We start from the raw sequence: 26,614 nt of genomic DNA, 5'->3' as shown, positions 1-26,614 counted from the left end.
CCACTATCCTATTCGATTTTGAAATAAATTGGGTCTATGAAAAAACCACTACTCTCACTCCTTCTCGGGATTTTCTTATGCTATAACAGTCAGGCGCAAGAAAATTATTTCTTTCCCGGCGAAAAATTTGATCCTGCAGTACCTTCTCCCTCAGAGTTTTTAGGGTATAAAATCGGAGAATGGCATACCAGATACGATCTCATTGTGAAATACTTCGAGAAACTGGATGAATTATCCGATATGGCTGAATTAAAAACAATCGGCTATACCCATGAGCTTCGTCCAAAAATAATTCTGACCATAGCTTCTGCCAATAACATGGCAAATCTGAAAGAAATCAGATTGAAGCAATTGCAACTTGCAGATCCAAGTCAGCCAAAACCTGAGGTAAGCGGCATGCCAGCCATCATTCACCAAGGCTATGGAGTTCATGGAAATGAGCCTTCTTCTGCAGAAGCAGCCATGCTTACAGCCTATTGGTTACTAGCTTCTCAGTCAGATTTGGCAAAAGAATTAAGAGAAAATGCAATCGTCCATTTTGATCCCACTGTCAATCCAGATGGAAGGGACAGACATAGTCATTGGGCGAATACCAATAAAGGCTTTCCTCCTGTAGCTGATCCTTTGGATCGCGAGCATAATGAAGTTTGGCCGGGAGGTAGAACCAACCATTATTGGTTTGATTTAAATCGAGACTGGCTTCCACTAGCACATCCTGAATCTCAGGCTAAAATCGCATGGTATCATACTTGGTATCCAAATGTGACCACCGATTTTCATGAAATGGGCACCAATAGCACTTACTTCTTTGAGCCAACCAAGCCTTATGGAAGTGAAAACCCTGTAGTGCCAAGAAAAAATTACGATGACATCAATGTTCGCTTTGCGAAGTACTTTTCAAAATACCTGGATGAAATCGGTAGCCTTTATTGGTCCAAAGAAGTTTTTGACAACAGTTATCCAGGATACGGAAGCACCTATCCAGATATACATGGAGGACTAGGATTGGTATTCGAGCAAGCGAGTAGCCGAGGCCATGTGCAAGACAGCCAAAGAGGCGAAGTCAAATTTGAGTTTACGATTAGAAATCACGTAAGAAGTTCTTTGGCCACAATGGAAGCAGCTCTTGACAACAGAGAGTTTATGCACGATTATTTACGTGAATTCTTTGAAACAGCAATTTCTGAAGGTTCTAAAGATCCAGCCAGAAATTACGTTTTTGGAGATGAGTTTGACGATAACAGAAATCATCTGTTTGTTCAGTTTCTGATGGATCATCAAATCAAAGTTTATGAAAACACTTCAGATTTAACTTTAGGTGGTTACAATTTCAAAAAAGGAAAATCTTGGATTGTTCCCACTTCCCAACCTCAATATAGAATGGTTCGAACCATGTTTGAAGAGGTGACAGAATTTGCAGATTCCGTCTTTTATGATGCATCCACCTGGACAATGGCCCACACTTATGGAATGCCGTTCGCGGCTGGTCCATCGTTGAAACTAGGTAACCAGATAGAAGATAATTCACCTAAAGCATTTACTTTTCCAGAAGATAAAGCTTATGCCTATTTGATTGATTGGGCAGATTATTTTGCTCCAAAAATGCTTTTTGATTTGAAGGAAGCAGGTGTTCATGTAGAAATTGTCAATCGCCCGTTTACCTCCCAAACTCAGGACGGGCCGGTGGAATTTGCCGCAGGCACTTTGATGATTCCTATGGGATTTCAGAAAATGAGTGAAAGCAATGTCAAAGATGCTTTAAAGACTTTGGCAGCAGTTAATCATCAACAAGTTTATGCTACCAGCACTGGTATGAACCTAGAGGGAATAGATCTAGGATCTAACCTTGTCGGTACTGTAACTGCCCCAAAAGTCATCATGGTCGTGGGAGATGGAGTAAGTAGCTATGAAGCGGGTGAAATCTGGTATTTATTGGACTCCAAAGTGGGAATGCCAATAACTAAAGTGAATTCGGATCAAATGAATCGAGTGAATTTATATGATTATAACACCTTGATTTTGCCGAATGGAAATTACAATTCATTCTCAGAAAGTGTGGTCGAACATCTAAAAGATTGGATCAACAGGGGTGGAACAGTGATTTCCATGAAATCTGCTAGTCTATGGTTAAACCAAAAAGGTATCACTAAAGAATCTATGGTTGAGAGAGGAGAAAATACAGATCCAAAAGAGCTACCATTTGCAGTGAGAAGCAATTTTGAGGGAGCCAAGGAAGTTGGTGGAAGTATTTACATGGCTAGGTTAGATCTGACTCATCCAATTGCCTATGGCTATAGAAGAGAAACACTTCCTGTGTATAGAAACAATTCGATTTTCGTACAGCCAAGCAAAAACAAATACCTCACTCCTATTCGCTACACTGATGATCCACTTTTGGGAGGCTACATATCAGACACTAATTTGGAATTGCTAAAGCAAAGTGCCAGCCTGATTGTTTCTCCTGTTGGTCGTGGTCGAGTAATCAACTTCTATGATTCTCCGAACTTCCGAGGCACTTGGTATGGAACCAATAAGCTGTTCTTGAATGCCATTTTCTTCGGTGACAAAATGGATTAATCTTCCTTAACATGCATCAAAAAAAAGCCAGTCTAGAATCTAGACTGGCTTTTTGAATAAAAACCCTATGAAAATCTACGACATATTCGTAGATAATGATAAATTTTTTATCTCTTATAGGTCAAAGTAATCGTACCTGCAACTTTACCCATGGGAGTATCCATTTCCACATCGTGCTTCGTAATTAATTCCTTATCAGTTGCAGAAATAATCTCATAATAAGTGACTTCGCCAGACTTATCATGAATCAATAATGTTTTATCATCAACTTTCTTCCAAACACCAGAACCATTAACCTCCCCTTTCTCAGTAGAGATTTCCATGGTTCCATCTTCATTTAACATTAATTTTCCTCCTTCATGCAAAGCTCTACCACCTTCTATCATTGCTGACAAATCTGGCCCCTCTGTTTGCTCAAACTGAAAATCAGTTCCGGTCCAAGTTCCAGTTAATTCAGACTGACTTACTGCCATATTGCAGGAAAACAGGCCGATCATTAATACCACTAAAGGTATTCCCAGTAGAAATCTATTCTTTTGAATAGCAGTTGATTTTGTTTTGTTCATCATCATGATTCGTTTTTTTGTTTGAAATTGATTGAAATTATTCATGAATTGCAAACCACAATCTTTACTTAATTGCTTTAGTAAAAGCCGTGAATAGGCAATTGGAGAATAGCTGTTTGTCACTTCCTGGTCAGCCTGAAACTCATGGATTTCCCGCAGTTGCTTTTCCAAGAGGTAAATGGCTGGATTAAACCAGAAAAGAGATTTTATTACCTGTAAAAACAGAACATCCCAAGTGTGACCTTTTTGAATATGGACTGACTCATGCAGTAAAATCTGATCATATTCTTTACTTCTTTGAGGTGATTCAGGCAATAGAATAAATGAAAAAAAGGAAGCCGGAATAAATTTTTGATTGACCACAATGATATAAGATCCGAAATTCAATTTCTCTGATTCTGAAATCCAAGTCAAGGTTTTTAAAATCCCTAGAATAAGTCTTGAAAGTGAATAAACCACTCCTACCAAATAGATAGAAATAAGAAGTAATCCCCAATTAAAACTTGAGTAACTATCCGTCACATTTTCTGGATTTACTTGACCTTCTACCCAAAGCAATGAAGTATTGATTGGGCGAATTGGACTTTCGGAAAACCATTGAAAATCGAATGAAAAAAGTGGCAAAAGCACTGCAGCTCCTAACAATGCCAAAAGAGTAATTCGTGCCAGAGAGAAAAACGTCAAGTCTTCAATAATGATTTTATAAAATAAAACCACTAACAATATTCCAAGACTTCCCTCCAATAAATATGTGAACCAAAATTCCATCTTCTATTTTTTTTCGAAACCGTCAATCATCCTCTGTAACTCTTCTAATTCCTTTTCAGAAACCTTTTTCTCTTTCACCAGAAATGAAAGAACATTTTCCACCGAATCTCCAAAGAAATTCTTTACCAATGAGTTAAAACTCTTTTTCCTGTAATCACTTTCAGGGATGAGAATAAAATATTCATTGGTCTTCCCATAAGATTTATGCCCCAGGTATCCTTTTTTTTCTAAGACTTTAACTGAAGAAGCCAATGTAGTATAAGGAGGTTTTGGCTCTGGTAATTGGTCCAGAACATCTCTTACAATTGCTCTTTCCAATTTCCAAAAGATCCTCATAATCTGCTCTTCGTTGGTTGTTAACTCTTCCATGATTTAAATGTAAAAAAGCTTTTCCAGAAAACCTACGAATTATTCGTAATATCACGACTTATTCGTAAATTTTAACAAAAAAAAGCCTCCGAAACAATTTCAGAGGCTTTTTGAAATTTATGAAACCATCAACTAAAGCTTATACTTTATAGGTAATTGCATTTGAGTATTCACTTTTTTACCGTCCTTCTCACCCGGTGTCCAGTTAGGAAATGCTTTCACAACTCTAACTGCCTCTGCATCACAACCGGCACCTATTCCTCTCAAAACCTCAGGATTAGTAATAGATCCGTCCTTTTGCACTACGAAAGAAACAATCACCGTTCCTTCAATTCCTTTTTCTTTGGCCTGCTCAGGATATTTTAGATTTTCACTCATAAACTTCATCAATCCTTGCATGCCCCCTTGAGGTGCTGGCATGACATCCACCTCTTTAAGAACCTCCTCCGAAGTTTGGGCATTCACATCTCCTACGTACACGAAGAATGACATCAGGATAGAAAGTGAAGTTAGGATAATTGGTTTAGCGTAAGTTTTCATCTGTATATTTTGGATATTATTTTAGTTATTTAATCAATTGGAAATAGGAACTTCAATTTTCTCTGGAAAATCTAAAGTGACTTCACTTGATTTCTGAGTATCAATTTCTGCGTTTCCTAATTTGAATCGGATCGGCAACCTCATTCTGGTATTTACCAACCTTTTTCTTTGTGATCCAGCCTCCCAATTTGGAGAATTTTCTACTACTCGAATAGCCTCTTCATCACACCCTCCACCGATTCCTCTTAGAATATCAACATCCGACACTGAACCATCTGTGTTCACAACAAACACTACGATCACTGTTCCTTCAATACCCATTTGTCTAGCTTGAGCTGGATAATTCAGATTAGATGCTAAATATGAATTCCAACCTACCATACCGCCTGGAGGTTTTGGTTGGGTTTCTACTACATCAAAAATCTCATTGCCATCAGATCCCACATCTTTGATCCTAGCCGCAAGATCTGCAGGCCCCATGGCTTTTGCCTGTTCCCCATTTTGAACTGGTCCTTCGATTTCCTCATCCATCTGAGCCAGGTCACAAGAGAACATTAAAAATAACAATCCCATCACAGGAACTGCCCAGAGAAATCTACTTCTCAGATTTCTATCTGATTTTGTTTTGTTCATCATGATAATTCGTTTTTTGGTTTGAAATTGGTTAAAGTTATTCATGAACTGCCAGCCTCTTCCTGCTGTCAACAGCCTCAATAAAAGTCTGGAATACTCTGTTTGAGAATAGGTTCGAGTCACTCCCTGATCCGCCTGAAACTCATGTATCTCTCGGATAGAATTTTCAAATAGATATATTAAAGGGTTGAACCAAAAAACAATTTTTGCCATCTGGACAAAGAGTAAATCCCAGCTATGTTTTTCACTGACATGAACAGACTCATGTAAAATAATCCGCTGCTGGTCCTCATCTTCCTGATGAAATTTTGGAAGCAAAATATATTGGAAGAAAGATGCAGGTGTGAATCGAGGGTGTACTGCAATGAATTGACCCTCGTAGAAAAATAATTTTGCTTCACGAAGTAAGTTAAGTGATTGAAAAAAGCCCAAAATCAATCTGGAAGCAGTGTACAATACTCCAATCATATAAATAGACCCAATAATTTTCAACCAATCCAATTGGAAAATGGATGAATTTGATTGAGTTTGATCCCCTACAAAAAATTCCGGCAAGGTTACTTCCCTCACCAACATGGTTTGAATCGGATAAAAATCAACAGATAAAACAGGAATGACCAATGAGAAACCCAACATTGTCAATAAAATAGCACGGTTCATCGCAAAGAATGTCAACTCACTCAGTACCAACCGGTAAAAAACAAGTGAAACTGCCATGCAGATACTCGCTTCTATTAGATATGTTAATAATGCGTTCATTCCTTTTCTGGGTTTTCGTAATCATCTATCAACTTCTGCAAATCTTGAAGCTCATCGTCAGAGATATTTTTTTCCTTCACCATAAATGAAAGGAAGTTCCCAACAGATCCTTCAAAGAAATTCTTAACAATTCGGTTGATACTCTTTTTACTGTATTCTGCCTGAGTAATCAAGGGAAAGAAAAGGTGCGTTGTGCCATAAGTCTTGTGACTTAAATATCCTTTTTTCTCCAAAAGCCTAATAGAGGACGCCAAAGTCGTATAGGGTGGTTTTGGCTCTGGCAATTCATCCAATACATCTCTCACCAAAGCATTTTCAAGCTTCCAAAAGATGCGCATGATCAGTTCTTCGTTGTGATTCAATTCATTCATAATTCTAAAGTAAAATGAAATTTTTAAAATACCTACGAAATTTTCATATATCTACGATTAATTTGTTGTTAATATTCCGTCATGCTCCTATAGGTATCAAAAACCGCCCAAATCCAAAAAGGAATCTAATTCCTTAACCTGTTTTTTTAAACCATAAATTTTGTTGTTCCCACTTGTAAAATGTATTATTATCAAAAAAATACCTTAAATTAAATATGAGTTAGAAGTTAAAATTCAACACCTAGTTTTAGTTTATCTATCCAAATAGAGGCCCATAAAAATGCCTCCAAGAAAGAACTCTAATTTGAAGAATTATTAAAAAAAGGTTAACCCATTAGCCAAACAATTAGGGCCCTACCTTTTATTGAATTCCTTACCGATTATAATTTTTGAATTTGCATTTATATGTGCTTCAATTCTTTTTGAATGAAAACCAAGGAAAATATTTTGAAACCAAAGAATCCGGAAAAAAGCCAATTGCTGAAAGTGGCTTATAGGGAGATGATCAAAATATTTATTTCCGAATATCCTGCTGAAAAAATCCCTGAATACATTTCTGAAAATGTCACAGGCTTTGGCACAACAAAAGACGAAAAGATTATAGGTCTCAATCAATTTATAGAGTTGATCTTTTTGCAATATCAACAAAGTAAAGAGTTGGGAGTTTCGGTCTCTTATGAAGAGTTTTCAATACATGAATGGGAAAATCCTTCTGGGAATTTACACCTCTTCGTTTCCATTTTAAATCTTTTCATCGAAAATCAGGAAGGAGTAAACAAGGTGGAATTTAGGTTAAGTGCATTATTTGAGTGGAATAGTCCCAGTTGGAAATTGATTCATTGGCATGGAAGCACACCAGTAAATGTTGAAAATGATGCTTGGCATCTCACGGAGTGGAAAAAGAAAAATGAGGAATTAGAACGTAAAGTTGCTGAGCAAACTAGTGATTTGATTCAAAAAAATCTTCAGCTTCAAAAAGCCAAAGAGCTAGTCGAGGATACTTTAAAAGAACTAAAAGACACCCAAGCTCAATTAATTCAGTCCGAAAAAATGGCTTCTTTGGGTGAATTAACAGCAGGAATAGCCCATGAGATTCAAAATCCATTGAATTTTGTGAATAATTTTTCTGAGGTTAGCAATGAACTTCTTGATGAAATGCTGGGAGAAATTGAGAATAAAGATTTTGATGAGGTCATTGCTATCTGTCAGGATTTAAAAGAAAATCTGGGAAAAATAAATCACCATGGAAAAAGGGCGGATTCGATTGTCAAAGGGATGCTGCAACATTCTAGAGCTAATTCCGGGCAAAAAGAGCCCACTGATATCAACAAGTTGATTGACGAATATTTGAGACTCTCCTATCATGGTCTTCGAGCCAAAGACAAATCATTTAATTCAGATTTTGAAATGGATTTTGATGAAACTCTGCCGTTAATAGAAGTAGTTCCTCAGGATTTTGGAAGAGTCATTTTAAATATGTTCAACAATTCATTTCATTCAGTATCAGAAAAGAAACAAAGCCTAACCACGATTGATTTTAAGCCAATGGTTGCTGTAAGCACCAAAAACTTAGAGAATCACATCGAAATAATTATAAGAGATAATGGTAACGGGATTCCTGAAGAAGTAAAACAGAAAATATTCCAGCCATTTTTCACCACTAAGCCGACAGGACAAGGTACCGGTCTAGGATTATCTTTGAGCTATGATATCATGAGATTTCATGGAGGAGAAATCCTGGTAGATTCAGAACCTGGTGAGGGAGCTCAATTCAAACTTATTTTACCAAAAATTAAATTATGAAAATTCTAGTTGTAGATGACGAGCAAGACGTCAAGACACTTTTTGAACAGCGATTCAGAAAAGAGATTCGATCCAAGACTGTTGATTTTGCTTTTGCTTTCTCGGGAAAAGAAGCTTTGGAATACATCGAAAAGTTAGACCATGAAGCAATTTTAATCCTTTCGGACATTAACATGCCGGGAATGAGTGGATTGGAATTATTGAAAGAAATCAAGCAAAAGGAATTGGTGCCAAAGCCAATAGTAATGATGATCTCTGCCTACGGGGATGAGCAAAATTATAATACTGCCAAAAGTCTCGGAGCAGATGAGTTTTTGACCAAACCGGTGGATTTTAAACTATTGAAAGAAAAACTGCAGTTAAACTGACCATTGATTTATAATCTTCTTTCCTTCACTCTCTTAAATGCATAAAAAAGTTCAGAGGCAATCTGCAATGACCTAGCGGAATACATTTCACTTTCTAGAGGTGTATCATCATACTTTTTAGGATCCTCAAATTGAAGTGAGATTCTAGCCTCGGCCCCTGGAATAAAAGGACAATTTTGATCCGCATGATCACAGGTCATCACGGCTGCAAAACCCTCATTTGGATTGGCAGGGTCAGAATAAAGCTTTGAAAACGCAGTAATCGGATTCTCACTTTTTGAAAAATACAATTTGTAAACAGGGTTTTCATCCTGCTCAAAATCAATCTTAAATCCTTGATTTTTTAAAGCAAGAATAGCTCTTGGATTGAAAGCCGTCACTTCTACCCCACCAGAAAAACAAGCAATTTCAAGCCCATAATAAAAGGCTGCCACATGTGCCCAAACCTGAGAAATTTGGCTTCTACGGCTATTATGTGTACAAATGAAATTTAGATTGACCTTTTTCCCTGCATCTAATGTCTTTGTCACATAGTGGATTAACTCCTCTAAAATAGCTTTTCTATCCTTTGCAATAGGCAACTCTAAAATATCAGAAATGCTTTGCTCTAATTTCTGGGAAATAAACATGTTCAAAGATTGATTCATCTTGGAATAAGGGGTAAAATATTCGTTGAGCAAACTTAAAAATTACAGTCGTAAAAAGTATCAATTACGACTTAATCATCATTCTCAATAAATATCGTTTCTGTCAGAACAGGCGATACCAAAAAGAACCCGAAGACCTCAGAATCCCCAGAAATTACCTCAAAATTTGTTTCAGGATTTTGTGGAGGAGGACTAAATAATCCACCGTCATTATAAAGTAATCCTACAATTTGAGTGAGGTAATCATAGGCGCTTTTATTCATTCTGAAAAGCTCCAGCCTTACTTTATCTCCTTCATCAAATGAGTAATTTAATTCCAGTCCATCTTCAAAAAATGTCAATCCAAATGTGTCGTCAAATAGCAAATAATCATCCCGATCATTTTTTAAAGTGTCATTTTCAATCACTTTGATCCGGTAATAATTATCCTCCTCAAATGGGATTTTGCCATAGACCTTTATATAATATCCTTCATCCCTAAATATCCGCTTTTCTTGGTATTGATAGGTTAAACTATCTACCGTTGGAGGCATGAGCATTTCACCAGTTGCCATGAAAACCTTGTCTTCCCATTCTAAACTGATTTGATACAATTCCCCTACTTTGGCGGTAATCCCATCATTGACAGGCTTGAAACTTTGGGTATCATCATTAAAAGAAAAAGGTATAGTCACTCCTGTTCTCAGCCCACGAATCGTAACCTGAGCATCAGAAATAATATCGACATCAGTGGTATCAAAATAATTCTCTGCCAATGTCACCTTCACCTCATTGTAATAGGAAGCGTCAGTCCAAGTAGCTTCAATCACAGGAATCACTCCATCTATGGTCGCTAAAGGCAAGTTCACTTCCTCTTGGCAAGACCAACAAATGCAAGCAATCAAAATAGCCGTTAATCTTCTCATTTTAGAATTGGAAATTATAGGTGATCGAAGGCAAAAATGTAAACAAATAAGTCATGACAACACTCTGCTTTTCAGAGACAATCGGCCCATCATCATCTGGATTGTAATTTATCTTATCATTGAAAACGGTCCTGAATTCATATGCAAATGGATTTTTTCTACCATAAAGATTGTAAATGCTAAAGTTCCAGCTACCTCTCCATTTTCTACCCTTATCAGGGTTTTTCCAAGTAACAGATGCATCCATTCTATGATAGTCCGGGAATCGATCTTCGTTTCTATAATCCGAATACAAAGGAATCACCTGATTATCGACTTCATACGTTCCAATTGGGAAAGAAACAGCTTGACCAGTGGTGTAGACAAAGGTCAATCCTGCTGACCAAGCAGGCGAAAATTCATGATTCAATACCAGCGTGACATCATTTGGTCGATCATATCTAGGATTATATCTCTGCCCTAGGCTGATCCCTTCTATAGTTCTCCAGGTCCTCGAATAAGTGTAAGCCAACCAACCGGTGGTTTTACCTACATTTTTTCTCAATAAAAACTCAACTCCTAAAGCATATCCATCTCCTGTCAGGATCTCTGTTTCCACTTGATCTGTGAATAATACAGAAGCTCCATTTTTCAGGTCAATAACGTTTCTGATGTCCTTCGCATAAGTTTCAACAGAAAACTCCCACTTGTTTTCATTGAAATTCCTAAAAAAACCAATGGATACTTGATCAGAACGCAAAGGAGACATGTATTTCCCTGCTAAGATCCATCTATCGATAGGCAAACCTGCAGAACTATTCGAGGCGATCTGCACATATTGATAGTTTCTGTTATAGGCTGCTTTGATAGAAAATTCCTCGTTGACCAAATATCGAAAAGCGACTCGTGGTTCTAAGCCTTGATAAAAATGCATTGGCTCCAAAGTATTATAGGAAACACTGTCTATCACATTGGCCTCTTCATTAGGAATATCATTCTCATAAAGATAATCGAGTCCTTTACCTACCTGATGGAAAAATCCCCATCTCAATCCTACTTCAGTGCTCAGTTTTGGTGTTAGTTCGACTGTAGCTCCTAGAAATGCACTAATCAAAAACCCATTTTTTGGATTGGTCACTATTGGTTCGATAGCACTATCCCCAGCTGGGTCAAGACCGATAGGAGCAAAATGATAGTATTGACTTTGGAAGCCCCAATAGGACTGCATCTTATCTGAATTGATCCAGCTCCACTGACCCTTCATACCTGATTCAGACAGTTTATTTTTCCAGCTGAAACCAGCCTCAGGGTCGTCAAACTCTACTTTATATTGATACCTGGAATGGTATACTTTGAGATCAAAAAAAGAATTTTCATTGATGGTATGGCTCCATTTAGAAGAACTCACCCAGTTTCTCCAACCCAATCCAAACTGATCATCCAAACCCAAAAAATCACTTCCTTCATAGCTCGCCAAAGTTATTTTATCCTTATCTCCTAAGCGAAAAGCAAACATGGCGCTTAAGTCGTGGAAATTTAATTTATTGTTCTTAACATCCTCGTTGCTTGACAACTTTAAGAATAAGTCTGCATAAGTTCTTCGGCCAGAAATAGCAAAAGTGGATTTGTCTGAAAATAAAGGACCATTTAACATCAATCTGGAGGATATACTTCCTATCCCTCCTTCTCCGTGGATTTGTTCATTATTACCTTCTTTCAGCGACACATCTATCAGCGATGAAAGTCTTCCCCCATAACTCGCAGGCATATTTCCTTTATAAAGATCTACTTGATCCAAAGCATCAGGACTAAAAACAGAGAAAAATCCGAAAAAATGGGATGGGTTAAAAACAGGAGCGCCTTCTAGTTGCACTAAATTTTGATCGGCAGAGCCTCCTCTGACAAATAAGCCTGTAGTCCCCTCGCCTGCAGTTTGAACTCCAGGCAACAGCTGCAAACTCCGTAATAAATCCACTTCTCCAAAAAGGGCCGGAATATTTTTGATTGTCTCAATTGGAATAGAAGCTTTACCTGTTTCTAAATTCCTCACCTGCTCATCAGGTCTCCTTTCCTGGATTATTATTTCTTCCAAAGACATCTCCAGTGGTTTTAAAAAATATCTGATTTCTTTTTCAGCCTCATTTTTAGAGATATTCCGAATAGATCGCTCAAAGCCAATGTAGGATACAACCAATCTTGCCGGCAATTCCCTTGACCTAATTCTAAATTTCCCATCCACATCCGTCACAACCCCCGTCGACACATCATCTTCCCAATACACATTTGCTCCTATGAGCGGTTCTGAATCGGTCACATCCATCACCAAACCATTGAAAAAAGAGCTATTTTGAGCCGAAAGTGAGCCTGATATCCCAAATAAAATCCAGATAAATAAAATATTTGCTCTACTTAAAAAAAGTTGCATTCTTGAATAAGTGGTGTTTAAACTTTCTTGTTATACTAAATAAGGAAATTAATGTTTGTTAATTTTTCGTTTTCTACCCCGAGCTTCAAACCACTCATTCCAAAGGTGCTTTTAAAGTAAGGTTTATTTTATAATTTCAGGCCATGATTTGGGCATATCCCGACGTAAAACTCACGCTATTATTGGCAGGCATTTTTGGCTTGCTCTACCTTATATACCTATTTAGGTTTTGGTCCATCAACAGAAGGCTTGAAGTGGAAAAACGAAGGCTATTTACCAAAATGGTTCTTCGAATCACCTATTTCGTTTTGTTTCTGGTCGCGTTTGCCGGCCCGTCAATAGGCACCTCAACCAAAGAAGTGAAGGAGGAAGGTAAAGACATATTCATTGCTGTGGATCTTTCTCAATCGATGAATGCCACGGACATTGGGCCAAGTAGGCTTCAGCGGGTTAAATTTGAACTGAAAGAATTGACCAAAAACTTCCCTTCAGATCGGATTGGATTGATCATTTTCAGTTCTGAGGCATTTTTACAATGCCCTTTGACATTCGATCAGAGTGTTCTCCAATTGTATATTGATGGACTAAATACTGGCTTGGTTCCCAACTTCGGGACTGATCTCAATGCTCCATTAAGAGTTGCATTAGATAGATTTGAATCGGATGAAACTCAGGAAATCAAATCAAAATCTGTTATCCTGATTTCAGATGGAGAAAATTTCGGAGACGAGTTGGAGGGAATCGGAACAGAACTGAAAGATCTGGGCGTCAAAGTATTTTCTCTTGGAATAGGAACGGAAACAGGAAGTACCATCCCAAGAGGAAATGGCGTGGTGATTGACCCACAAACTGGAGAGCCTGCCAGAACTATTTTGGAAAGAACTCCATTACAACAAATAGCAGCAGAAACTGATGGACAATATTTTGAAGTTTCTGATGAAGTTCAGGAAGTAGGAGATTTAATCAACCGCCTAGAAAGATTAGAAGGTGGTGTAACAGGCTCAAGGACAGTAGAAGCTTCGGCTAATAAGTATTTCTATTTTCTTCTTGCTGCATTAGCCTTATCTTTATTGGATATGATATTACCAATCAAAACCATCAAGTTGTAATATGAACTGGAGCAAAGTTTTGTTGGCAACTTTAGTATTGATTCCTTCCTCCTGGACTAGGGTGACCCGTTTGAATTCAGCGATTGAACAAGCAGAGGAAAGCTATTCCAAAGCCGAATACGAATCTTCCATAGAAAAGCATTTGAGCTTAATTGAAAACTTTCAGTACAGTTCTCCAGAATTGGATTTTGATTTAGGTCTTAGCTATCACTATGCTGAAAAGCCAGACGAGGCGGCAGCATCTTATGATAAGGCTTCCATTTCGCCTAATAAGATGATTGCTTCCTTTGCCTTTAATCAATCTGGAGTTCTTTTGGGATCGAAGCAGGAATATGAAGCAGCTTTGAATAAATTCCAATCTGCATTGATCAAAGATCCCACAAACGAGGTGGCCAGATACAATTATGAAATGTTGGCTCGTTGGTTGCAAAGAGATGAGGAAAGAAAAAATGAAGATCAAAATAAACCGGAACCTTCTGAGTTTGCGAAGCGCAAAAAAGCGGAAGCAGATCGTTTGGTAGAGCAGTTCAGATTTAAGGATGCATTAAATATAATGACCGAAGCTTTGCAGCAAGATGAAACTGTTGCGGCCTATCAGGAGTTTATAAGTAGTCTAACAGAAGTCACAGAAATCGATGAAAAATAAAATAATTCTATTTCTTGGATTATGGATGGGGTTGGCTTTGACCTATGTCAATGCCCAATCTGCTGGCGATTACTTTAATCGTGCTGCTAGATCTTATGTGAAAACTGAAAAAGATCAAGCACTGAATACGGTGAATGAAGGTTTGGGGAAATTCCCCGGAGATTCAAAACTTCAGGCTTTGAAAGAAAAACTGGAGAAAGAGCAAGAAGAAGAGCAGGAAAAACAACAGCAGAATCAGGATCCTCAGCAAAACCAAGATCAACAACAGAAAGACCAGAATCAGCAAGGCGAAGGAGAGCAATCAGAGCAACAACAACAAAATGACCAAGGCGAAAAAACCGAAGAGGATAAAGCCAAAGAAGGTCAGGAAGGCAATCCAACCGATCCAACTCAGGATGAGGTAGGAGAAAATGCTAACGATCAAATGGATGCCAAGCTCGAAGATCGTCAAAAAGCAATGGAGGAGTTTAAAGAGAAACTCAAAGCCATGAATCTAACTCCAGAGCAAGCTGCACAGATTTTGGAAAGTATGAATGCAGCAGAATTGAGATACATTCAGCAAAACAAGAAAAAACCTACACAAAGGCCTAAAAGAGGGATTCCTGATTGGTAAAATTCAGGTCAACCCAAATAGACCGTAGATAGACAAACTTCTGTTTCCTGTCTCCGGTCTTTTTTCATTGAAATTAAACCCAAATAAACATCATGAAAGAAGTATTTATTGTCGCCGCAGTTCGAACACCACTAGGAAGTTTTGGAGGAAAATTATCAGGTCTGACAGCCGTGGAGTTGGGAAGTACTGCCATCAAAGGAGCATTAGAAAAAGCCGGAGTTAAATCCTCAGAAGTTCAGGAAGTTTTTATGGGGAATGTAATTTCCGCAAACCTTGGACAAGCACCTGCCAGACAAGCCTCTATTGGAGCCGGAATCGGATATGACGTTCCTTGTACGACTGTTAATAAAGTTTGTGCCTCTGGAATGAAAGCCGTGATGTTTGGAGCACAATCCATCATGTTGGGAATTAATGATGTGGTCGTAGCAGGAGGAATGGAAAGTATGTCCAACGTTCCTTTTTATGTTCCAAAAGCAAGATTTGGCTACAAATATGGAAATGCTGAATTCGTGGACGGATTAGTGAAAGACGGACTTTACGAAGTTTACAATAAATTCCCAATGGGAAATTGTGCGGATAATACAGCCCGGGAAATGAATATTTCCCGAGAAGATCAGGATGCCTATGCCATCCAATCCTATCAACGATCAGCCGATTCATGGGCCAAAGGCTACTTCAAGGAAGAGGTTGTTCCCGTGGAATTGAAAGGAAGAAAAGGAGAAACGATCTTGATTGACGAGGATGAAGAATATAAAAACGTCATGTTTGATAAGATTCCTTCTTTAAGGCCAGTTTTTGAAAAAGACGGAACTGTGACAGCTGCCAATGCTAGTACCATGAATGATGGCGCTTCAGCTTTAGTTTTGGTCAGCAAAGAGAAAGTCGATGCATTAGGATTAAAGCCTTTGGCAAAAATCATCGGATTTGCAGATGCTGCAAAAGATCCACTTTGGTTCACAACTGCTCCTGCCCTTGCCATCCCAAAAGCATTGAAACATGCAGGAATTTCTGCCGATCAAGTTGATTTTTATGAAATCAACGAAGCTTTCTCAGCGGTAGCTTTGGCAAACCAAAAAGAATTAAATCTGGATAATGATAAAGTCAATGTCTTTGGGGGAGCTGTATCTCTTGGCCATCCCCTTGGAGCATCTGGAGCAAGAATCATTGCCACATTAAATTCAGTATTGCACCAAAAAGGAGGCTCAATCGGCGTAGCAGGAATCTGCAACGGTGGCGGTGGCGCTTCTGCAATTGTAATTCAAAAAGTTTAAATTCAACATTAAATATTCCGCAGGGTATTTTGCTTTGCGGAATTCTTATTTCCCAGAATGAAAATTCAATTCCTTCTTCTTTTCACCCTTTTAACTTATCAGTCTGTATTTGGTCAGGACACTGTCAAAACGTACTATGGTGGAGACTTCCCTATTCTAAAAGAGGTCTTGGTAAAAGTAAACGGATTGGCTCAAGGAGAAGTAAAAAGGTTTGACGAGGAAGGGAATTTGATTCTGATCGGGAACTTAAAAGATGATAAGAAAGAGGGTTTTTTCTATGATTTAGATCCATTTACTGGAGACACAACCCGAATAACCCAGTTTGTAAATAACGAAAGAACAGGCCCAAGCAAAAGCTTTTATCCTAATGGTCAGCTTCGTCAGGAACTCACCTATGAATCCAATCAAATCCAAGGACTGGTTTTGACTTATTGGGAAAACGGGCAACTCCAGGATAGGACGGTTTTCAAAAACAACAAGCCAGATGGTCTGAGCGAGAAATACTATGAAAATGGAATTCTGGCTTCCAAAATTTATTATTCTGAAGGCACATTAGACGGCTCTTATGAAGAGTTTTACGAAGATGGAAGCCCACAAATTATTTCGAATTATCTGGAAGGAGATCTAGATGGACGAGAGACGGTTTATTTTCCAAATGGGGAAATTGAAGCTATTCGGGATTTTAAGAGAGGCGATCTCCATGGAGTTTACGAATTAAACTATCCAAGTGGAAAGCCTTTGAGACGAAGTACTTATAAAAAAGGTCTTGTCGAAGGAGAGCTTTTGGTTTATTACGAAACAGGGGAAATCAAAGAAAAAGGGATTTTTAAAAAAGGTATCGCTGTCATTCCCTATGAAGAATATTACAAATCAGGTAAACTAAAGGTCAAAAGAACCTTTGATGAACAAGGTGAAGCATTGAAAGAGACTACCTATTTCGAAAATGGCCAAGTTAACTTTGAGCTCAATTTCTTCAATGGAAGGCTTGAAGGTGAAACAACCATCTTTCGGGAAGATGGATCAATTGAAGAAATCAGACGATATAAAAAAGGTGAACTTTCCGGAAAACAGGATTTTTTTGACGAAACAGGAAATCTGATCCGAACTGAGCTTCATGAAAAAAAGTATCAAAAATTATAAATATTAGAATTGTGAAGGGCAGAAAGGAAAAGCTTTTTCTATTTTTGCCAAAATTGATTTAGCATGAGCAAAGCTGTAAAAGAAACTCAATTCCAATTTCCCGGACAGATTGGATTTTACAAAGGTAAAGTCCGTGACGTTTATATTTTTGAAAAGGAACTGGTCGTAGTAGCTTCCGATAGGATATCCGCTTTCGATGTGGTTTTACCTAAACCAATCCCTTATAAAGGACAAGTATTAAATCAGATTGCTGCTAAATTTCTAGCTGCTACTGCTGACATTGTCCCTAACTGGGTAAGCGCAACTCCAGATCCGAATGTCACTATCGGTAAAAAATGCGAGCCCTTCAAAGTAGAAATGGTAATCAGAGGATATATGGCCGGACATGCTGCCCGCGAATACAAAGCTGGCAAGAGAACTCTTTGTGGTGTGGAGCTTCCGGAGCACATGAGAGAAAATGATCCTTTTCCAGAGCCTATTATCACTCCTACAACAAAAGCTTCCGAAGGTCATGATGAAGACATTTCAAAAGAAGCTATTTTGGCACAAGGAATTGTAAGCCCAGAAGATTATGCTGTTTTGGAAAAATATACCAGAGCATTATTTAAAAGAGGTCAGGAAATGGCTTCCGAAATGGGCTTGATTCTCGTAGACACCAAATACGAATTTGGCAAATTTGGTGACGAGATTTTATTGATTGATGAAATCCATACTCCTGATTCTTCACGTTATTTCTATGCAGATGGATATGAAGAAAACCAAGACAAAGGATTACCTCAAAAACAATTATCCAAAGAGTTTGTAAGACAGTGGCTTATCTCCAATGGATTCCAGGGAAAAGAAGGACAAACCGTTCCGGAAATGACTGACGAAATTGTAGAAAGCATCTCAGATCGCTATATTGAGCTCTTTGAAAAGATTACCGGGGAGAAATTCCAAAAAGCTGAAACCAGTCAAATTACAAAAAGAATAGAAAGTGCAATTCTAGCTCACTTGGGCTAAATCATAAACTTGTTATGAAATACTCGATAGATAAAAAAGAACAATATGTCGTTTTCTCCCCATTAGAAGAGAAAATCGATTCGTTAATCGCTCCTGCATTAAAGTCAGAAATCTTGACTATCCACGCAGAAGGGTATCCACATATGGTCTTGGACCTTAGTGCGGTTAAATATGTAGATTCAAGTGGCTTAAGTGCACTTCTTGTTGGTGATCGTGAGTTTGGTCGTAATGGTGGAATTTTCGTGATTTCTGGAATTCAGGATCATGTTTTGAAACTGTTGAAAATCTCCATGCTTGACAAAAAATTGAATTTGGTAAGCACGCTTGAAGAAGCTGGTGAAGCTATTTTCATGCATGAAATCGAAAGTGGTGAAGAAGAAGAGGAGGAGGATTGATCCCAGACTTTGAAGTCACAATTTTAGGAAATACCTCTTCCATCCCTGTACATGGAAGAAACCATACCTCTCAGGTAATCCGTTTTGGCCAGGAGCTTTTGCTCCTGGACTGCGGAGAGGGGACTCAGATGCAGCTGAGAAAATACAAAGTAAAAACATCCCGCATATCCAATATTTTTATCAGTCACCTCCATGGTGATCACTACCTTGGGTTAATTGGCCTACTTTCTTCTTACAATCTCGCAAAAAGAACCAAAGCCTTAACCATTTATGGACCACAGGGGTTAGATGACATCATTACCACGAATTTCAGATGGAGTAAAACCAAATTGAGTTACCCATTAAACTTCGTACAGACCGATCCAGAAGGATTTAACCTCTTATTTGAGGAAAACCTTTTTTCTGTCTATAGCTTTCCATTAAAGCACAGATTGCCCACAACGGGATTCTTGATAAAGGAAAAACCTGGATTGAGAAACCTCATTAAAAGCAAACTTTTAGAAAATCCCATTTCTATTGAAGCAATTCATTCACTAAGAAAAGGCGAGGATTTTCTAGAAAAAGATGGGAAACTGATCAAAGTTGAAGAGTATGCTTACCCCCTACCATCCCTAAGGAAATATGCTTTCTGCTCGGATACCATTTTTGATCCAAGTATTTCATCCTATGTGAAAAATGTGGATTTGCTCTATCATGAATCTACTTTCTTAACAGCAGATAAAGCTAGAGCAGCCGAAACTTTTCACAGCACGGGAGCACAGGCAGCTGAAATCGCTTCCATTTCCAATGCAAAGGAGTTATTATTAGGACACTTTTCTTCCCGATATGTGATTTTGGATGAAATGCTTGCCGAAGCAGCAGCGGTTTTTCCAAATAGCATCATCAGTGAAGAAGGTCAAACCTACCCTATCACTGCTGTTCATGAATAAATCCCAAAGCTCCCGGAAGACAAACCTATTCATCATTTTGGGTGGGATTTTTCTCACCAATGCTATTTTAGCTGAAATCATAGGGGTCAAAATTTTTTCTGGGGAAAAGACATTAGGCTTTGAACCTGTCAATTGGACCTTTTTCGGAGAATTTGTTCTGGATTTTAATCTTACTGCAGGCGCCATCATTTGGCCGGTCGTGTTTATTACCACCGATATTATCAATGAGTATTTTGGAAAAAAAGGTGTTAGAAAAATAAGTTTTCTGACTGCAGGATTGATTGGATATGCTTTCTTGGTAATAATGGTGGTCACTAGACTGGTTCCGGCGGATTTCTGGCTCGAAGTAAATTCTGTGACACCTACTGGCGAAAGCTTCAATATCGATTACGCTTTTAACACGATTTTCAGACAAGGAGGAGGAATTATCATTGGTTCCTTAACGGCTTTCCTTTTGGGCCAATTGATTGACGTCTATGTTTTTCAAAAGCTCAGAGCAGTAACTGGAGAAAAAATGATTTGGTTGCGGGCTACTGGATCCACCTTCGTTTCACAGTTTATTGATTCATTTCTGGTTTTGGGAATTGCATTTTATGTGTTTGGGAATTGGAGTCTTGCTCAGATTATTGCTGTTGGCATCATGAATTACATCTATAAATTTACAGTTGCCCTGGTTTTAACACCACTTTTATACATCGCCCACGGATTAATTGATAAATATTTGGGAAAAGAATTGGCAGAAGAAATGATCAATGAGGCTTCAAAAGACAAGTCATTTATCTAAAAACCAAATATTTTTCGTTTCAACGTAAAAATATAAGCCAGTATTTATAGAAACTTTTGAGCATGGCTTTGTTTTCAAAATAATTTATCTTACTTTTGCACCGTCAATAAGACAAATAACAATTTTTCTGAGCCGTGAAATCCTTACTGTCGCTTGTCTGGGATAATCACTAGGAGTACATGGCAAGAAAAGTAAGGACACATCATGGAAAATACACTCAAGTTCTCCGACTTGGGAATTTCTGCGGAAATTCTTAAGTCAGTGGAAGAGATGGGCTATACCCAACCTTCCCAGATTCAATCACAAGCTATTCCTTTCGTACTAGAAGGTAGAGATGTCATCGGACAGGCTCAAACCGGTACTGGTAAAACAGCTGCTTTTGCTATTCCTATCATTGATTTGGTAGATGCAGAATTAAATCATCCTCAAGCAATTATCCTTTGCCCTACCCGTGAACTTGCTGTTCAGGTAGAAGGAGAAATTCAGAAGCTTGCAAAATTCCACAGAAGAATCAATTCTGTTGCCATCTATGGTGGTGAATCAATCGACAAACAAATCAGAGTCCTTAGAAAAGGAGTTCAGATTGTTGTAGGTACTCCAGGCCGTGTACAGGATCACATCAACCGTGGTACTTTAAAGTTGGAAAATGCTGGAATCATCGTTTTGGATGAAGCTGACGAAATGCTAGACATGGGCTTCAGAGATGATATCGAAGCTATTTTGCAGGAAATGCCAGAAGAAAGACAGACAGTTTTCTTCTCCGCAACGATGGCAAAGCCAATCTTGGATCTTACAAGAAAATATCAAAACAACCCTGAAATCATCAAGGTTGCTAAGAAAGAATTAACTGTAGACCGTATCGAGCAGGTTTTCTATGAAGTTAAACCTTCTTTGAAACTGGAGCTAATGGCTCGTTTGATGACGGTAAACAATTATGCATTGAGCGTTGTGTTCTGTAACACAAAGAGAATGACTGACGAAGCTACTGAGTCTTTGGGTTCTAAAGGAATCCTAGCTGAAGCACTTCATGGTGATTTATCTCAAGCTCAAAGAGATAAAGTAATGAACAAGTTCCGTAAAGGACTTTGTACAGTATTGGTTGCTACAGACGTAGCAGCGAGAGGTATTGACGTTGATAACGTAGAAGCTGTATTTAACTACGATCTTCCTTTAGATGATGAGTCTTATGTACACAGAATCGGAAGAACTGGTCGTGCTGGAAAATCTGGTATCGCCATCAACTTTGCCACTGGCAGAAGAGATTTAGGTAAAATCAGAGATTTGGAAAGATTTACCAAAGCGACGATCAACAAAATGACTCCTCCTTCTGTGTCTGAATTGATCGAATTGAAGAAAGCTCAATTCGTGAAAGATGTTCACAGAGTATTAAGCAAGGAAGAAGACAATCAAATTTATGAAGAAACTGTCGGTCAATTATTGACTGAAGGGTTGTCAATCGAGCAAATCGCGCTTGGTTTGATGAAGCTTCATATGGGTGATGCTGTCAAAGAAATGAGAGATAAGGACTTCAGCTTGGATTCTTATGGAGACAGAAGAAGAGAAGGTGGACGTGAAGGAGGAAGAGAAAGATTCAGCCGTGGTGAAAGAGGTGGAAGTGATCGTTTCGGTCGTGGAGAAAGAGGATCTAGAAGAGAAGGCGGAAGAGACGGAGGACGTGAAAAAGATGGAGGAAGAAGACCTGAAAGAGTTCGCGAAGCTAACATGGCTAGATTGTTTATCAACCTTGGTAAAAGAGATAGAATCCGTCCAAATGATATCGTAGGTGCTATCGCTGGTGAGGCAGGCGTACCAGGAAGATCTATTGGCGGAATTGATATCTATGACAACTTCTCTTTTGTAGATGTTCCTCAGAAAGATGCAGATCACGTGATCCGCACTATGAAGAACAACACGATCAAAGGAAAGACCGTCAACATGGAAATTTCAAAAGGGTAATTGGTTATAAGGTTAATTTGGTTTAAAGCACACTTCTAATTTGGAGTGTGCTTTTTTTTGTTTATAGCCTATTTGAATTTTAATGAAGCAGATATAAAAATTAAATATTAGAAAGTTTAAAAAAGAATCTAATTAATAAATCATAGTTACATAGATTACACTTAACCTCATAATAAGGATAAATTTAAGTTTGTAAGATTAAAAACAACTATTCAATAATTTCAACTTCTAATCTATATTCATTTAATAGTTTCAATATTTTATCTTTATCATATTTAGGACAAAATTCACCAAATCTAATACCTACTAATGAGGGTAGGTTAAAAATAATATCAGAAAAAGGTTTAGAGGCTAATGAAATATTCTCATTATAAAATGAAAATCTAAACTCCTGCTCCTCACCATATGTTGATTTTAATTTATTATAAATCCAATAATTCAAAAATTCTGCCTTATCCAATTCAAATAAACTATATTTTGAATAACTATTAACATATCTCACATTATCTTTCCCAAGATGTAAAGTGTTATAATTTGGAAATATTTTATTTTTATCAAAAACAAAAATCAAACCTTTACATTTATCAGCATATTTTTCCCAACACATTTTAGAATTAAATGAATTTGAAAAACATGTAACTCTTAATTTATATCTTTTTTCAATATACCTTTGGTAATATAGTTCAATGATTTTCGCTTTATTCCATTTGCCATTAGAATCAATAAATACATTTATCCATTCAGGATTTTCCATACAGACTTCTGCCCAGTCTCTTATATATGCAGAATTAATCCTTGATAAATCAAAAGTAATATGATTCAATCCAACATCATTTATATCTTCATCTTTAAATTCACTAGGTGTACTGAATCTAATTTTATGAGAATTTAGAATTGCAATTGCACTTTTAATGGATACATATTTATAAATTTTACTCATATTTTTTTACCAAAATCATAGAATTTAATTTCATCAAGTAACTGGTTTAAATTACTTTTCAATTTCTCCCTTTTTATTATCAAAAAAAATTCTACTCAGACTTCAGAATTACAGCAGGATTTGCCTTAATCACTTTCCAAATTTGGGAAGAAACAGTACCTATGATTACTATTAATAAAATCACTAAAGCAAAACCTATTGGAATGATTCCGACTCCAGAATTGAATGCAAAAAAGCTATCCAAGAAAGAGGAAATAAAGTAGATGGAAAAAATACCTCCTATCAATGCTGCTATCCCCCAAATGATCAAATATCGTTTTAGTAATTTTTTAGAAAGGTCACCAATATCTGCTCCGAATACCTTCCTGACACAATAATCTTTGATATGAGCAGTCATATTCAAGGAAACCAGTCCGAAAAGCCCTAACAATGCAAGGATTACTGACAGAGTTGCCGAAAACGAAATTAACTTTGAAACACCATTCGCATCTGCGATTTCTCGCTCAAAAACTTCCGTCTGCAACTTCCCTTCAAACAAACCCATAGGGACAGTTTCATGCCAAATTTTCTTCACGGCATCCATGGAACCTTCCGCTGATCCAGGGTTCATTTTCAAGGTTAAATAATTAAAAACTGAATCAGGCGAAGCACTGATGGCCATTGGTTCAATTGCATTTTTGAAAAATTCGGTATGAAAATCCTCTACCACCCCAATGACATGGTAATTTGCACTATCAATTTTAACGGTTTGATCGAGTGGAAACACCAATCCAAATTGGTCTAGAAAAGTTTGATTCACTAGTAATGATTCCTGGGTATCAGTAATTAGGTCGGAATTAAACATTCTCCCTTGCTTCAATTCCAAGTCTAGTAATTCAGGATAATTTGACTCCGCATTCAAGAAGTTAATACTATACTTCTCATCCCCAAATTCAACTTCTTTTTCTGTTATCCAATTCCCTACATAATCTTGACTTCCGCTCACTTCCACTACAGATGAAAGTGCTGAAAGTTTGTTTCTAAGCGGGACATAATCCTTCGAGTCAGGTACATTGACTATTATCTTATCAGCAGAACTGTAACCCCAATCCCTGTTTGCATTGATATAATTGGTTTGCACAAAGGCAATAGCAGCAACCATGCTGATAATAGCCAGAGTAAACTGAAAAGAAAGTAACACACTGGTAAACACACTTTTGCTTCCAATCTTTTGATTACCTTTTAAGATACTGATGGGTTTAAATGAGGATAAATACGAAGCTGGATAAAGCCCTGTAATCAAGGTGACGGCTAACAGCAAAGCCCCAAGAAAGATCCAGATATTTTTATCTCGAAATAAATCGATTTGAAGGTTTTTAGACGCAATATCATTGAATCCCGGAAGGAAAATAAATCCTGCCATCATGCATCCCAGAAATATTGCGAAAAAGCACACTAAGAGATTCTCGCTAAGAAACTGAAAAATCAATTGACTTCTCTTACTTCCAATTACCTTTCTTACTCCAATCTCCTTGAGTCTTTTTGAAGCCATCAACACCGACAGGTTGATATAATTAAATACCGCAAGCAAAAGAATAAAAAGTCCAATCGTACCCAAAAGAATCTGAGGGCCAATACCTAAAAAATCCCTAACTCCTTTTTCGATTTTTCCAACATTATAGATTATATCTGGATAGGCTATCAGCCCCATTTTGACATAAGGATTTTCGGGGTCAACTTGGTTTTGGATCTTGGTAATTTCACCTAAATCAGATTCAATACGTGAAATATCTGCACCTTCTTCTACTTGGATAAATGTCCACAATTCTTTACTCCAAGCATCTTTTAAAGAAGCATCATTTGCAGCGCCAGGGTGAGATTCGAAATTCACTAGTAGGTCAAAATTAAACATGTCCATGTCTTTCAAATCCTCCAAAACCCCTCCAACCTTAAAGAGTTTTTCTTCCCCATCTACAACAAGGGAGAGTTCCTGACCAATCGGATGTTTGTCACCAAAAAGCTTTTCTGATAATTGATGTGTCAAAATCACCTGATCAGCTTCTCTTAATGCACCAGGATATCCATATTCCATGCGATACTTAAACATATCCATATAGGACGGATCGACATAAAGCGTTCGCTGATAAAAACTTTCATTATTCTGGATCAATAATGGAAACTCCATCATTATCCTGGTATGATCTTTTACCTGATTCAGATTATTCGGAATCAATTCGGATATTGGTTGCGCGACAGTCCCATAAGTGACTAAACCATCTGCTTCTTCCGCGGTATAAACCAATTGATACAGTTCATCTTTATTGGGTTGATTCAGTCCTTTAAACCAGATATTTGCAATAAATAAATAGGCTACGATACAGCAGCCAACTGCGCAGGACAATCCAAAAACTGAAATAAAAGTGGTGCCTTTTTGCTTGAGAATATTCCTCCAACCGATTTTAAAATAACTTCTAATCATAACTCCAGTATTATTCCTTTGATGCATGAATTTGCTGAACCCGATATTGCTCCATTTGAAAAAACTAAACACATGGAAGATGAACCTGAGACGGGCATAGGTCAAACCTTTCTCTTCAAGATCCAGGTAAAATATCTCGTAGGCATCTCCCTGGATCTGCTCTAATCTTTCTGGAACACAGTAAAACTCCAGAAACCGATCTGCTAGTTTGGGCGGATAATAGTGTCTTTTCTTATCCATTGGAAAAATCTAATGCTAATGGAGGTAATTGATCATAAAGACGGTTTCGGACCAATTTAACTTCATTGATGGCTGCTCTACCACTTGCCGAAAGGCTAAACAAACGTTTCCTTCTCCCTCCTCTTTCTTCTGTAGCTCCACCCATATGAGATTTAAGAAAGCCCTTTTCTTCCAAACGGTTTAGCACCGTATGAATCGCACTGATATTGACTTTTCTTCCGGTTTGACTTTTGATTTCCTCAGCTACAGAAACTCCATAAGCTTCCTGATTCAGAATCCCTACTATCAATAAAACCAGTTCTTCTAATTCACCTAAATGATACCCTTTCATCTCAGAATATTATATTTACAAATATGAATCTAATATATTTCTTTCACATTTGTAAATTATATATCAAATAATTTTGGCATAAGAATCCAA

General features: G+C 37.7%; 23 protein-coding genes and 2 pseudogenes. 13 read left to right on the top strand and 12 right to left on the bottom strand.

What is annotated here, in order from left to right; all coding sequences use genetic code 11:
- The first annotated feature begins 36 nt into the window (after window positions 1-36).
- Window positions 37-2,577, top strand: coding sequence for a M14 metallopeptidase family protein (locus FHS59_RS05815; protein ID WP_184493870.1), 2,541 nt, complete (start codon window positions 37-39; stop codon window positions 2,575-2,577).
- Between the two features lie 107 nt (window positions 2,578-2,684).
- Here the strand turns inward: FHS59_RS05815 and FHS59_RS05810 are convergent, their stop codons facing one another.
- From FHS59_RS05810 to FHS59_RS05790, 6 genes and pseudogenes are all read right to left on the bottom strand, one after another.
- Window positions 2,685-3,911, bottom strand: coding sequence for a M56 family metallopeptidase (locus FHS59_RS05810; protein ID WP_184493868.1), 1,227 nt, complete (start codon window positions 3,909-3,911; stop codon window positions 2,685-2,687).
- A gap of 3 nt (window positions 3,912-3,914) precedes the next feature.
- Window positions 3,915-4,280, bottom strand: coding sequence for a BlaI/MecI/CopY family transcriptional regulator (locus FHS59_RS05805; protein ID WP_184493866.1), 366 nt, complete (start codon window positions 4,278-4,280; stop codon window positions 3,915-3,917).
- A 132-nt stretch (window positions 4,281-4,412) separates the two neighbouring features.
- Window positions 4,413-4,820, bottom strand: a complete 408-nt coding sequence (locus FHS59_RS05800) for an energy transducer TonB (protein WP_184493864.1) — start codon at window positions 4,818-4,820, stop codon at window positions 4,413-4,415.
- Window positions 4,821-4,937: 117 nt separating this feature from the next.
- Window positions 4,938-5,249 (bottom strand): annotated as a pseudogene (locus tag FHS59_RS23530) (energy transducer TonB); the annotation flags it as partial.
- A 216-nt stretch (window positions 5,250-5,465) separates the two neighbouring features.
- Window positions 5,466-5,921 (bottom strand): annotated as a pseudogene (locus FHS59_RS23525) (M56 family metallopeptidase); the annotation flags it as partial.
- Between the two features lie 287 nt (window positions 5,922-6,208).
- Window positions 6,209-6,583 (bottom strand): BlaI/MecI/CopY family transcriptional regulator, encoded by a 375-nt coding sequence (locus FHS59_RS05790; RefSeq protein WP_184493859.1) that lies wholly within the window; start codon window positions 6,581-6,583, stop codon window positions 6,209-6,211.
- A 426-nt stretch (window positions 6,584-7,009) separates the two neighbouring features.
- Here FHS59_RS05790 and FHS59_RS05785 point away from each other — a divergent pair, with 426 nt between their 5' ends.
- Both FHS59_RS05785 and FHS59_RS05780 read left to right on the top strand, forming a co-directional pair.
- The gene (locus FHS59_RS05785) at window positions 7,010-8,386 is read left to right on the top strand and encodes an ATP-binding protein (RefSeq protein ID WP_221444443.1); all 1,377 of its coding nucleotides are present in this window, start codon (window positions 7,010-7,012) and stop codon (window positions 8,384-8,386) included.
- Entirely contained in the window at window positions 8,383-8,754 is a 372-nt protein-coding gene (locus FHS59_RS05780) for a response regulator (RefSeq protein ID WP_184493857.1), read from the top strand. The genes FHS59_RS05785 and FHS59_RS05780 overlap by 4 nt, the downstream gene beginning before the upstream one ends.
- A gap of 8 nt (window positions 8,755-8,762) precedes the next feature.
- Here the strand turns inward: FHS59_RS05780 and FHS59_RS05775 are convergent, their stop codons facing one another.
- From FHS59_RS05775 to FHS59_RS05765, 3 genes are all read right to left on the bottom strand, one after another.
- Complete coding sequence (locus FHS59_RS05775; protein ID WP_246388314.1) at window positions 8,763-9,401, bottom strand: protein-tyrosine-phosphatase; 639 nt, start codon at window positions 9,399-9,401, stop codon at window positions 8,763-8,765.
- Between the two features lie 71 nt (window positions 9,402-9,472).
- The gene (locus FHS59_RS05770) at window positions 9,473-10,306 is read right to left on the bottom strand and encodes a DUF4249 family protein (protein WP_184493855.1); all 834 of its coding nucleotides are present in this window, start codon (window positions 10,304-10,306) and stop codon (window positions 9,473-9,475) included.
- A 1-nt stretch (window position 10,307) separates the two neighbouring features.
- On the bottom strand, window positions 10,308-12,710 hold the full coding sequence (locus FHS59_RS05765; protein WP_184493853.1) for a TonB-dependent receptor: 2,403 nt from the start codon (window positions 12,708-12,710) through the stop codon (window positions 10,308-10,310).
- 143 nt (window positions 12,711-12,853) lie between these two features.
- On the opposite strand from FHS59_RS05765, the gene FHS59_RS05760 reads away from it, so the two are divergent.
- From FHS59_RS05760 to FHS59_RS05715, 10 genes are all read left to right on the top strand, one after another.
- Window positions 12,854-13,819 carry a VWA domain-containing protein gene (locus FHS59_RS05760; RefSeq protein WP_184493851.1) on the top strand — a complete coding sequence of 322 codons (966 nt, stop codon included), beginning with the start codon at window positions 12,854-12,856 and terminating at the stop codon, window positions 13,817-13,819.
- A gap of 1 nt (window position 13,820) precedes the next feature.
- Window positions 13,821-14,465 (top strand): hypothetical protein, encoded by a 645-nt coding sequence (locus tag FHS59_RS05755; RefSeq protein WP_184493849.1) that lies wholly within the window; start codon window positions 13,821-13,823, stop codon window positions 14,463-14,465.
- Window positions 14,455-15,078: a hypothetical protein gene (locus tag FHS59_RS05750; RefSeq protein WP_184493847.1), complete on the top strand. Its 624-nt coding sequence runs from the start codon at window positions 14,455-14,457 to the stop codon at window positions 15,076-15,078. The genes FHS59_RS05755 and FHS59_RS05750 overlap by 11 nt, the downstream gene beginning before the upstream one ends.
- Window positions 15,079-15,170: 92 nt before the next feature.
- On the top strand, window positions 15,171-16,349 hold the full coding sequence (locus FHS59_RS05745) for an acetyl-CoA C-acyltransferase (RefSeq protein WP_184493845.1): 1,179 nt from the start codon (window positions 15,171-15,173) through the stop codon (window positions 16,347-16,349).
- Between the two features lie 57 nt (window positions 16,350-16,406).
- Window positions 16,407-17,489 (top strand): toxin-antitoxin system YwqK family antitoxin, encoded by a 1,083-nt coding sequence (locus FHS59_RS05740; RefSeq protein ID WP_184493843.1) that lies wholly within the window; start codon window positions 16,407-16,409, stop codon window positions 17,487-17,489.
- A 63-nt stretch (window positions 17,490-17,552) separates the two neighbouring features.
- Window positions 17,553-18,491, top strand: coding sequence for a phosphoribosylaminoimidazolesuccinocarboxamide synthase (locus tag FHS59_RS05735; protein WP_184493841.1), 939 nt, complete (start codon window positions 17,553-17,555; stop codon window positions 18,489-18,491).
- 14 nt (window positions 18,492-18,505) lie between these two features.
- Window positions 18,506-18,886, top strand: coding sequence for an STAS domain-containing protein (locus FHS59_RS05730; protein ID WP_184493839.1), 381 nt, complete (start codon window positions 18,506-18,508; stop codon window positions 18,884-18,886).
- Complete coding sequence (locus tag FHS59_RS05725) at window positions 18,883-19,815, top strand: ribonuclease Z (RefSeq protein WP_184493837.1); 933 nt, start codon at window positions 18,883-18,885, stop codon at window positions 19,813-19,815. Before FHS59_RS05730 ends, FHS59_RS05725 begins: the two co-directional genes overlap by 4 nt.
- Entirely contained in the window at window positions 19,808-20,599 is a 792-nt protein-coding gene (locus FHS59_RS05720) for a queuosine precursor transporter (RefSeq protein WP_184493835.1), read from the top strand. The genes FHS59_RS05725 and FHS59_RS05720 overlap by 8 nt, the downstream gene beginning before the upstream one ends.
- Window positions 20,600-20,803: 204 nt before the next feature.
- Window positions 20,804-22,555 carry a DEAD/DEAH box helicase gene (locus tag FHS59_RS05715; RefSeq protein ID WP_184493833.1) on the top strand — a complete coding sequence of 584 codons (1,752 nt, stop codon included), beginning with the start codon at window positions 20,804-20,806 and terminating at the stop codon, window positions 22,553-22,555.
- A gap of 208 nt (window positions 22,556-22,763) precedes the next feature.
- Here FHS59_RS05715 and FHS59_RS05710 read toward each other — a convergent pair whose 3' ends face one another.
- The 3 genes from FHS59_RS05710 to FHS59_RS05700 all read right to left on the bottom strand — a co-directional run bounded on the left by FHS59_RS05710 (window position 22,764) and on the right by FHS59_RS05700 (window position 26,524).
- Entirely contained in the window at window positions 22,764-23,495 is a 732-nt protein-coding gene (locus FHS59_RS05710; RefSeq protein ID WP_184493831.1) for a hypothetical protein, read from the bottom strand.
- Between the two features lie 91 nt (window positions 23,496-23,586).
- Window positions 23,587-26,193: an ABC transporter permease gene (locus FHS59_RS05705; protein WP_184493829.1), complete on the bottom strand. Its 2,607-nt coding sequence runs from the start codon at window positions 26,191-26,193 to the stop codon at window positions 23,587-23,589.
- Window positions 26,186-26,524, bottom strand: coding sequence for a PadR family transcriptional regulator (locus FHS59_RS05700; RefSeq protein WP_184493826.1), 339 nt, complete (start codon window positions 26,522-26,524; stop codon window positions 26,186-26,188). Before FHS59_RS05700 ends, FHS59_RS05705 begins: the two co-directional genes overlap by 8 nt.
- Window positions 26,525-26,614 lie beyond the last annotated feature (90 nt).

The organism is Algoriphagus iocasae, assembly GCF_014206875.1.
GTDB classification, from domain to species: Bacteria; Bacteroidota; Bacteroidia; order Cytophagales; family Cyclobacteriaceae; genus Algoriphagus; species Algoriphagus iocasae.
Note: the sequence above shows the minus strand (reverse complement) of the source record. Positions and strands in the feature narration are given on the sequence as shown.

Excerpts from the sequence above, each read along its gene's own strand:
- FHS59_RS05770 (WP_184493855.1), bottom strand. The coding sequence starts at position 10,306 with ATGAGAAGATTAACGGCTATTTTGATTGCTTGCATTTGTTGGTCTTGC.
- FHS59_RS05705 (WP_184493829.1), bottom strand. The coding sequence starts at position 26,193 with ATGGATAAGAAAAGACACTATTATCCGCCCAAACTAGCAGATCGGTTT.
- FHS59_RS05730 (WP_184493839.1), top strand. The coding sequence starts at position 18,506 with ATGAAATACTCGATAGATAAAAAAGAACAATATGTCGTTTTCTCCCCA.
- FHS59_RS05790 (WP_184493859.1), bottom strand. The coding sequence starts at position 6,583 with ATGAATGAATTGAATCACAACGAAGAACTGATCATGCGCATCTTTTGG.
- FHS59_RS05750 (WP_184493847.1), top strand. The coding sequence starts at position 14,455 with ATGAAAAATAAAATAATTCTATTTCTTGGATTATGGATGGGGTTGGCT.
- FHS59_RS05765 (WP_184493853.1), bottom strand. The coding sequence starts at position 12,710 with ATGCAACTTTTTTTAAGTAGAGCAAATATTTTATTTATCTGGATTTTA.
- FHS59_RS05720 (WP_184493835.1), top strand. The coding sequence starts at position 19,808 with ATGAATAAATCCCAAAGCTCCCGGAAGACAAACCTATTCATCATTTTG.
- FHS59_RS05780 (WP_184493857.1), top strand. The coding sequence starts at position 8,383 with ATGAAAATTCTAGTTGTAGATGACGAGCAAGACGTCAAGACACTTTTT.
- FHS59_RS05760 (WP_184493851.1), top strand. The coding sequence starts at position 12,854 with ATGATTTGGGCATATCCCGACGTAAAACTCACGCTATTATTGGCAGGC.
- FHS59_RS05800 (WP_184493864.1), bottom strand. The coding sequence starts at position 4,820 with ATGAAAACTTACGCTAAACCAATTATCCTAACTTCACTTTCTATCCTG.
- FHS59_RS05700 (WP_184493826.1), bottom strand. The coding sequence starts at position 26,524 with ATGAAAGGGTATCATTTAGGTGAATTAGAAGAACTGGTTTTATTGATA.
- FHS59_RS05710 (WP_184493831.1), bottom strand. The coding sequence starts at position 23,495 with ATGAGTAAAATTTATAAATATGTATCCATTAAAAGTGCAATTGCAATT.
- FHS59_RS05775 (WP_246388314.1), bottom strand. The coding sequence starts at position 9,401 with ATGAATCAATCTTTGAACATGTTTATTTCCCAGAAATTAGAGCAAAGC.
- FHS59_RS05745 (WP_184493845.1), top strand. The coding sequence starts at position 15,171 with ATGAAAGAAGTATTTATTGTCGCCGCAGTTCGAACACCACTAGGAAGT.
- FHS59_RS05785 (WP_221444443.1), top strand. The coding sequence starts at position 7,010 with ATGAAAACCAAGGAAAATATTTTGAAACCAAAGAATCCGGAAAAAAGC.
- FHS59_RS05755 (WP_184493849.1), top strand. The coding sequence starts at position 13,821 with ATGAACTGGAGCAAAGTTTTGTTGGCAACTTTAGTATTGATTCCTTCC.
- FHS59_RS05810 (WP_184493868.1), bottom strand. The coding sequence starts at position 3,911 with ATGGAATTTTGGTTCACATATTTATTGGAGGGAAGTCTTGGAATATTG.
- FHS59_RS05815 (WP_184493870.1), top strand. The coding sequence starts at position 37 with ATGAAAAAACCACTACTCTCACTCCTTCTCGGGATTTTCTTATGCTAT.
- FHS59_RS05735 (WP_184493841.1), top strand. The coding sequence starts at position 17,553 with ATGAGCAAAGCTGTAAAAGAAACTCAATTCCAATTTCCCGGACAGATT.
- FHS59_RS05740 (WP_184493843.1), top strand. The coding sequence starts at position 16,407 with ATGAAAATTCAATTCCTTCTTCTTTTCACCCTTTTAACTTATCAGTCT.
- FHS59_RS05805 (WP_184493866.1), bottom strand. The coding sequence starts at position 4,280 with ATGGAAGAGTTAACAACCAACGAAGAGCAGATTATGAGGATCTTTTGG.
- FHS59_RS05715 (WP_184493833.1), top strand. The coding sequence starts at position 20,804 with ATGGAAAATACACTCAAGTTCTCCGACTTGGGAATTTCTGCGGAAATT.